Annotated in this window: 6 protein-coding genes; 1 reads left to right on the top strand and 5 read right to left on the bottom strand. The window is 73.1% G+C overall.

Annotated features, from left to right (window positions below):
- Positions 1 to 94: 94 nt before the first annotated feature.
- The 5 genes from ACFV4G_RS42455 to ACFV4G_RS42435 all read right to left on the bottom strand — a co-directional run bounded on the left by ACFV4G_RS42455 (position 95) and on the right by ACFV4G_RS42435 (position 6,019).
- Complete coding sequence (locus ACFV4G_RS42455; RefSeq protein WP_380448842.1) at positions 95 to 955, bottom strand: ketose-bisphosphate aldolase; 861 nt, start codon at positions 953 to 955, stop codon at positions 95 to 97.
- Positions 946 to 1,950, bottom strand: coding sequence for a 1-phosphofructokinase family hexose kinase (locus ACFV4G_RS42450; protein ID WP_380448839.1), 1,005 nt, complete (start codon positions 1,948 to 1,950; stop codon positions 946 to 948). Before ACFV4G_RS42450 ends, ACFV4G_RS42455 begins: the two co-directional genes overlap by 10 nt.
- 31 nt (positions 1,951 to 1,981) lie before the next feature.
- Positions 1,982 to 2,911, bottom strand: coding sequence for an ROK family protein (locus ACFV4G_RS42445; protein ID WP_380448837.1), 930 nt, complete (start codon positions 2,909 to 2,911; stop codon positions 1,982 to 1,984).
- Positions 2,908 to 3,822, bottom strand: coding sequence for an SIS domain-containing protein (locus ACFV4G_RS42440; RefSeq protein ID WP_380448834.1), 915 nt, complete (start codon positions 3,820 to 3,822; stop codon positions 2,908 to 2,910). The genes ACFV4G_RS42445 and ACFV4G_RS42440 overlap by 4 nt, the downstream gene beginning before the upstream one ends.
- Before the next feature lie 205 nt (positions 3,823 to 4,027).
- On the bottom strand, positions 4,028 to 6,019 hold the full coding sequence (locus tag ACFV4G_RS42435) for a ricin-type beta-trefoil lectin domain protein (RefSeq protein ID WP_380448832.1): 1,992 nt from the start codon (positions 6,017 to 6,019) through the stop codon (positions 4,028 to 4,030).
- A gap of 317 nt (positions 6,020 to 6,336) precedes the next feature.
- Between ACFV4G_RS42435 and ACFV4G_RS42430 the strand changes: the two genes are divergently transcribed.
- Positions 6,337 to 7,596, top strand: coding sequence for an extracellular solute-binding protein (locus ACFV4G_RS42430; protein ID WP_380448830.1), 1,260 nt, complete (start codon positions 6,337 to 6,339; stop codon positions 7,594 to 7,596).
- The last annotated feature ends 143 nt before the right edge of the window (positions 7,597 to 7,739 follow it).

Raw genomic sequence — 7,739 nt, 5'->3', positions numbered from 1 at the left:
ACACGGGCCCGGCCGCTACAGGATCCTGGAACAGCGTCCGTGCCGAGCCCGCGAAAGCCGGACAGTTGGGGGGATTCCCCTATCGAACACCCTCTCAGAGCGAGCTCACGGACAGGCCGCGGGGCGCTGTGTTCAGGACCCCCAGCAGGCGGGTGACCTCCTCGGCCATCGCGGAGCGGCCGGCTCCGAGGTAGCGCCGGGTGTCGACCAGCCGCTCGTCGGCGGCGAGCACCTCGCGGACGGCGGTGGTGAACACCTGGTTGAGGTGGGTGGCGATATTGATCTTGGTCATGCCGTGCCGCACGGCGGTGGCGAGGTGCTCGTCGGCCACGCCGGAGGAACCGTGCAGGACCAGGGGGACGGGCACGGCCTCCCGGAGTGCGGAGATCAGCCCGAAGTCCAGTGCCGCGTCGCGGGTGAGCATGGCGTGCGAGGTCCCGACCGCGACGGCCAGGGCGTCCACGCCGGTGGCGGTGACGAACGCGGCGGCCTCGGCGGGGTCGGTCCGCGCGCCGGGGGCGTGCACGCCGTCCTTGCCGCCGACCTCGCCGAGCTCCGCCTCGACCCAGACCCCCGCCGCGTGGCAGTGGGCGACCACCTCGGCGGTGGCCCGCACGTTGTCGGCGTAGTCCAGGATGGAGGCGTCGAACATGACCGACGAGAAGCCCAACTCGACTGCCTCTCGGACGAGTTCGGCGGAGTTCGCGTGGTCGAGGTGGACCGCCGTCGGCACGGCGGCCGCCGCGGCGACGGCCAGCACGGCCCGGCCGACCGGGGCCAGGCCGCCGTGGTAGCGGACGGCGTTCTCGCTGATCTGCAGGACCACCGGCGACCCGGCGGCCTCGGCGCCGGCGACGATGGCCTGGGCGTGTTCGAGCTGGATGACGTTGAACGCCCCGACGCCGCGACCGGTGCCGGCGGCGGTGACGATCTCTCCGGTACCCGTCAGTGGCATCGGGACTCTCCTTCGCGAGCGGTGGGTGCTTGAGCGGAATCTGGTTGAACAGCTCCTGGAGGAGCAGCAGTTGACGCTTCGGGGAGTGGCTCGGCGGTTACCTCCTGAAGCAGGCGGCAGTGGACCGTGGGGTCGAAGTCCCCGGCCAGCGGCGCGGCGACGGCGGCCGCGGACAGGGCCACCGCGCGGGTGAGCCGCAGCGGCCACGGCGTGTGCGAGACCAGCCCGAGCGCCAGCGCGGCCACGGCCGCGTCGCCCGCACCGGTGGGGTTGCCGGCGAGTGCGCGCGGCGGCCTGGCCCGCCAACTCCCTTGTGGGGTCACGGAGATCAGGCCGTCGGGGCCGAGTGAGGCCACCACCGCCCGGGCGCCGGCGGCCCGTAGCGCCGCGGCGCCGGCGAGCGGGTCGGCGGTGCCGCTGGCGGCCCGGAGTTCGGCGGCGTTCGGTTTGACGATCGCGGGTGCGGCCTCGACGCCGGCGTGCAGGGCGTCGCCGCTCGCGTCGAGGACGGCGGGCACGCCGTGGCCGTGGGCGAGGCGGATCAGCACGGCGTAGGCGTCGTCGGGCAGGCCGCCGGGGAGACTGCCGGAGAGGACGACCGCACGGGCGCGGGGGAGCAGGCGGTCGTACCGGCCGAGGAAGGCGCTCCACTCGGCGCCGGTGACCACCGGGCCCGGCTCCAGCAGGATGGTGGAGTCGCCGAGGTGGTCCTCGACGACCGCGACGGTGCGGCGGGTCTCGCCCGCGATCGGGACGAGTGCGTCGGTGAGCCCGGCCACCGCGAGATCGGCGCGGACGGCGTCGCCGCTCGGTCCGCCGGCCAGGCCGGTGACGACCGTCTCGTGGCCGAGGGCGTGCAGGACGCGGGAGACGTTGACGCCCTTGCCGCCGGCGCGGGCGGCCGCCTCGCGGACCCGGTTGTCGGCCTGGGGCCGCAGCCGGTCGAGGCGGTAGGTGAGGTCGAGGGCGGTGTTGAGCGTGACGGTCAGGATCACCGGTCGGCCCTCCGGAACGTGACGGTCAGGATCACCGGTCGGCCCTCCGGAGCGGGGCCGGCACCCGGACGCCCGGGAGGTCCCGGGCGAGCAGGGCGGCGCCCAGGCACCCGGCCTGGTGGCCGAGCCGCGCGGGGACGATCCGCGGCATGCCCTGGAAGGTCAGCCGGTCGGCGAGCGCGCTGCGCAGCGGGTCGAAGTACGAGGCCCCGGCCTGGGCCAGACCACCGCCGATGACGATCCGTTCGGGGTCGAGCAGGGTGACGGCGGCGGCGAGGCCGTCGGCGAGCGCCTCGACGGCGTCCTGCCAGATCCCGGCCGCGACGTCGTCACCGTCGGCGGCCCGTTGCTGGACCTCCTTGGCGCCGAGGCCGGTCTCCCCGGTGGCCCGGCCGTAGCGGCGGGCGATGGCGGCGGCCGAGGCGACGGTCTCCAGGCAGCCGCGGCCGCCGCAGGGACAGGGCTCCCCGTCGGGCCGCACGCGCAGGTGGCCGAGTTCGCCGGCGCCGCTGTGCCGGCCGGCCAGGGCCCGGCCGTCGAGCATGACGGCGGCGGCGACGCCGGTGCCGACCGGGACGAACAGGAAGGAGCGGCAGCCGCGGCCGGCGCCGAGCCTGGCCTCGGCGAGCCCGCCGGCGCGGACGTCGTGCCCGAAGGCCACCGGAAGGCCGAGTTCCTCCGTGAGCCAGCTCCGGACGGGGACGTGCTGCCAGCCGAGGTTGCCCGCGAACACCGCCGTGCCCGTCGTCTCGTCGACGATGCCCGGGACCGCGATGCCGACGGCGGACGGCGTGAACGTGCGGGCGAGGTCGGCGGCGAACCCGAGGACGGTGTCGACGACGGCGTCCGGGCCGCGTTCGGCGAGGGTGGGACGGCGTTCGGTGTGGACGAGGGTGCCGTCGTCGGCCATGGCGCCGGCCTTGATCTGGGTGCCGCCGACGTCGAGGGCGATGACCGTCATGCCGTGCCCTCCGGCCCGGAGGAACCCGGCCCGGCCGGGGCGGTCAGGACGACGGAGCGGGTGAGGTTGCGCGGCTGGTCGGGGTCGAGGCCGCGGCCGTGCGCCAGCTCGACGGCGAGGCGCTGGGCGCGGATCAGGTCGGCGAGCGGGTCGAGGTCGGAGACGGAGGCGAGCGCGCCGATGGCCCGCACCTCGTCGAGCAGTCCGGCCGGCGGCGGGCCGAAGAACCACACCACGCTGCCGGGTTCGGTGACGCTGACCGGGCCGTGCCGGTACTCCATCGCCGGGTAGGACTCCGTCCACGACCCGGAGGCCTCGCGCAGCTTGAGCGCCGCCTCGTTGGCCAGGCCGACCGTCCAGCCGGCGCCGAGGAAGGTGAACTGGCGGGCCGCCACGGCCCCTTGGGGCAGCGGGGTGAGGAGGGCGCGCTCGGCCTGCTCGGGCAGGTCGGCGGGGACGAGGCCGAGGTGGGCGCGCAGCAGGACGAGGGCCGTGGTGGCGAACCGGGTCTGCACGACGGACTTCTCGTCGGCGAAGCCCAGGTCGATCACGGCGGCGGCGGCCGTGCTGATCGCGGTCGCGGTGTCGCCGGTGATCGCGACCGTGGGCGTGCCGGTGCCGACGGCCTGCCGTAGGGCGGCGAGCACCTCGGTCGTGGTGCCGGAGCGGCTGATGGCGAGCACCCGGTCGTAGCGGCGGCCGGCCGGGAACTCGGAGGCGGCGAAGGCGTCGGTCTCGCCCTGACCGGCGGCTTCGCGCAGTGCGGCGTAGGCCTGCGCGATGTACAGCGAGGTGCCGCAGCCGAGGACGGCGACCCGTTCGCCGGGCTCGGGCAGCCCGCCGGGGGTGAGGTCCAGGGCGCGGCGCCAGGTGCTCGGCTGGCTGGCTATCTCGTCGGAGACGTGGGTCATGGAGGGCTCCTGCATAGGGGAAGAGGCGCGGCGGAGCGGCGACGCCTGCGCGGTGGTGCTCTGAAGATAGTGAAAATGAGCAGAAGTGCGCAACAGTGCGCAGAACATTGCAGCAGAGGAAGCGGCCCGGGGCGGATGGATATGGGGGTGGACGGGTTGCCGATGTCGAGGCCGCGCCACCCGCCCCGGGCCGCTCAGCCCGACGTCAGGCGCCGGGCGGGGTGTCGAAGGGCGCGGCCCAGGTCTGGTTGGTCTGGATCGCGCCGGGTGCGGCGCCGCAGGTGTAGACGTCGACCGGGGTTCCCGCCGTGGTGGTGGTGCCGCGGTAGACGTCCAGGCACAGGTTCGTGCCGGCGAGCTTCAGGTTCCCGTCGCGGTCGTACGTCCAGCTCTGGTAGCCCGGGGCGGAGCCGCAGGGGGCGACGCCGACCCACTGGCCCTGCTGTCCGTTGACCACCCCGGCGCCGGTCGAACTCTGCGCGGTGAGGCACAGGTCGGCGCCGCCGCCCTGGAGCAGCCGGACGGAGCCGTCGGTGTCGCGCTGCCACTGCTGGTTGGACGTGCCGGAGCACGGGTACACGTCGACGGCGGTGTCGGCGATCCGGGACTGGTAGTTGTCCAGGCAGAGCGAGGCCTTGCCCCAGCTGTCGCGGGAGGCGGTGATCTGGCCGCGCGGTGTGGCGCCGCTGCCGCTCGGCGGGGTGATCCTCAGCATGGCGCTGTCGTGCGGGGCCACGGTGAGGCCGACGGTGCCCGCCGACGTCGCGGTGGTGTGCGCCCACAGGTCCCGGACGGTGTAGCCGCCGGTGGCGTCGAAGCCGATCGCGTGCAGGTCGAGGGTGTAATTCGCGGCGGAAGCACCCTTGTTGAGCACCACCACGGCGCGGCTGCCGTCGGCGAGCGGCTTCACCACGACGTCGATGCCGCTGCTCGCGGCGGGGGTGCCGTCCGCGTTGGCACCGCCGCCGACCACCCGCTGGCCGCCGGCGCCCAGCGGGTCCTGGTCGACGGCGATGACCTCGGAGTTGCCCAGGATGCCGACCGACGCGTTGAGGTGCGCCGCCTCCGCCGGGTGCGCGGAGATGTACGACGGGGAGAACTTGCGGGCGTCGGTGGAGATGACGAGCGGCGCGGCGAGCGCGGAGAACAGCGACATCTGGCTGCGCTCCTCGGCCGTGGTCATGCCGTTGTCGCCGATGAGCAGCATGTCGGCGTCGTTCCAGTCGCCGGGCCCCTGGTAGCGGCTGAGCTCCAGGGAGTTGTCGAAGCTCTGGTAGGCGCCGAAGTTGTACGAGGACTGCACGCCGAGCGGCTGGTTCCACGGGTCGGTGGCGCCGTTGTCGTAGTCGTTGAAGACGTCCGGGCCGACCCGCCAGAGCTGGCCGAGGCCGCGCACCCAGGTCATGGCGTCGGACTTGGTGGGTCCGTTGCCGTAGGCGGCGGGGGCCGAGATGTTGAACGTGACGTTCGGCGTGGGGGTGCCGGCGTTGTTGGCGGCGGTGACGGCGCCGGCGAGGTCGCCCGCCATGCGGCTGTCGAGCGTCCGCATCGGCTCCTGCTGCCCGCAGTTGTCGTACTTGAGCGTGTCGACTCCCCAGGAGACGAAGGAGTCGGCGTCGTTCTGCTCGTAGTGCTCGCTGCCGTTGGGCAGGTTGGGCGAGGTCGGTGCGACGGTCGAGCAGGTGTGGGTGCCGGAGGTCTCGTAGATGCCGAACCTGGCTCCCAGGCCGTGCAGGTAGTCGCCGTAGGCGGTCAGCTCGTCGTCGAAGCCGGGCTGCCGGCTGGTGTCGCGAACGTCCGTGCGCGAGCCCCAGTTGGCCGCGCCGTGCAGGTAGCCGGAGCCGTTGCGGTACATCCAGCAGTCGTCGACCGTGACGGTCTTGTACCCGGCGGCGATCAGGCCGGCGTCGGACAGGCCCTTGGCGTTGTCCTCCATGTACTGCTGGAAGGAGTAGCCGAGCCGCGGCGAGCCGTCGAGCGGCGCCTGGGGAGTGCAGGTGGCGCGGGCCCAGTTGTTGAAGCCCATCGGCGGGGTGGCGGCGATCGGTCCTTGCGGGGTGGCGGCGGCCGAGTAGTTGGCGACCGGGGCGGTCACGCCGTCGTCGGCGGCGGCCGGGGTCACGGTGAGGGCGGAGCCGGTGACGATCAGCGTCGTACACAGCAGGACGGACGCGGCCCGGAGGGGGCGTCTGGTCATGGGGAATCCTTCCACGGCGGGCTGGAGTCGAATGAGCAAAGTTGCTCTAAATCCACGTCGAGTGGGCATCTTCGAGCGTGTGCGCGACAGCTTCGAGGCTGCGGTGTGCATGAGTCAAGGCATCTGCGCGGAGTCCTGCCGACCGAATCTTCCGGCAACACTTCGGTAACGCCGACTGGCCTGCGGGGGTGTCGGCGTTGCACACTCTCCTCGCGAGAATGTTCAAGCATGCGCATATCTGCCTGGTTCGCTCATCAATGAGCATGGCGGCGCATGGTCGGCTCGCGACCCCCTCCTCCCCGCAAAGGCGGTCCCCCATGAACCCGCGCGTCCTCGTCCTCCCCGCCGTCTGTCTGGCCGCCGCGCTCACGCTGTCGGCCTGCGGCTCCGGCTCCGACGGCTCCGGGCCCTCGGCCGACGGCACCACGACGATCAAGTTCGTCGCGGCGGACTACGGCTCCAACGGACAGAACCCGAGCCAGGCCTACTGGCAGGGCGTGATCTCGGCGTTCGAGCAGCAGAACCCGAAGATCAAGGTCGACCTGCAGGTGATCAACTGGAACGACCTGGACGCCCAGGTCAAGACGATGGTGCAGAACGGCAACCAGCCGGACCTCCTGCAGACCGGCGGCTACGCGGACTTCGCCAAGGACGGCCTGCTCTACCCGGCCCAGGAGGTGCTCTCCGGGAACACCGCGATCGACTTCGTCCCCGCGATGGCCCGGGCGGGCGAGCAGGACGGCACCCAGTACGGCATCCCGTTCGTCGCCAGCACCCGGCTGTTCCTGGTCAACAACGCCCTCTTCCGCAAGGCCGGCCTCGACCCGGCCAAGCCCCCGAGGACGTGGGCGGACGTCACCGCCGCCGCCACCGCGCTCAAGAAGGCGGGCGTCGAGATCCCGCTGGGCGTGCCCCTCGGCAAGGAGGAGGCGCAGGGCGAGTCGTTCATCTGGATGCTGGAGAACCACGGCGGCTACCAAGGGCAGGACGGGCACTACGCCATCGACTCGCCCGCCAACCTCGACACCTTCGCGCAGCTGAAGTCCTGGGTCGACGCGGGCCTGACCGAGCAGAGCCCGGCGGCCGTCAACCGCACCGACCTCACCAAGGACTTCGCCTCCGGCAAGGTCGGCATGCTCAACGGCTTCCCGGGGCAGCTCGCGGACCTGAAGGGCATGGACGTCGGCTGGACGGCGATGCCGAGCAAGGACGGCGCCACCAAGGCCACCCTCGGCGTCGGCGACTGGATGATGGCCTTCAAGAAGCGCGGCCACAAGGACCAGGTCAAGGCGTTCCTCGACTTCGCCTACGGCAAGGACAACGTGGTGAGGTTCGCCAAGGAGTACAACCTGCTGCCGGTCACCCGGTCCGCGTCGGCGGCCCTGCAGGGCGACCCGGACGAGAAGGACCTGCTGCCGTTCCTGCAGGCCCTGCCCACCGCGAGCTTCTACCCGCTGAGCGACCCGACCTGGCCCGCGGTCTCCTCCCAGGTCAAGACCCAGATCGGCACCGCCGTCAGCGACCCGAAGAAGACGCTCGGCGCGTTGCAGCAGGCCGCCCAGCAGGCCGGCCAGTGAGCCGGTCAGTGAGCCGTCGGCCGAGCCACAGACAGGAATCCCCCGTGTCCCGCCCCGCCACCACCGCCGTCCCGGCGGGGCGGACGGGCCGCCGGGGCCCCCCGCCCCAGCGCCTCCTGGTCCGGCTCGGTGCACTTCGGTGG

The sequence above is a fragment of the Kitasatospora sp. NPDC059747 genome (assembly GCF_042732955.1).
Taxonomy (GTDB): Bacteria; Actinomycetota; Actinomycetes; order Streptomycetales; family Streptomycetaceae; genus Kitasatospora.
This window is presented reverse-complemented; position numbering and strand designations above follow the sequence as displayed.